This is a genomic window from Nocardioides malaquae (assembly GCF_015070385.1).
GTDB classification, from domain to species: Bacteria; Actinomycetota; Actinomycetes; order Propionibacteriales; family Nocardioidaceae; genus Nocardioides; species Nocardioides malaquae.
This window is the reverse complement of sequence record NZ_JADCSA010000714.1, coordinates 1-256: the sequence shown is the minus strand read 5'-3', so window position 1 is coordinate 256 and position 256 is coordinate 1. Positions and strand designations below refer to the sequence as shown.

1 protein-coding gene is annotated in these 256 nt (G+C 50.4%); it reads right to left on the bottom strand.

What is annotated here, in order from left to right:
• Positions 1 to 50: 50 nt before the first annotated feature.
• Positions 51 to 256 (bottom strand): filamin/ABP280 repeat domain-containing protein (locus IEQ44_RS16170; RefSeq protein ID WP_193639448.1); only part of this gene is annotated, 206 nt, incomplete at its 5' end.

Below are 256 nucleotides of genomic sequence, written 5' to 3'. Positions count from 1 at the left end.
CGTACACAGCATTAAAAAACCCATAACATGATGACATGAAAAAACAAACATCACATCATTCGCCAAGTCTTGTTCCTTACCATCTGAGGGTTGCTGCTGTGGTCATCAATGCTGATGGCGGCCATGAACGGACTGAGTTCTATGTCCTCGTCGTCACAGGTCACATGGACAGCGTACTCTCCTGGCTCCGTGGGCCAATAGCGCACATCACAGGACCCGTCGTTCTGGTCCTCACATTCTATCTTGGCCTGGGACG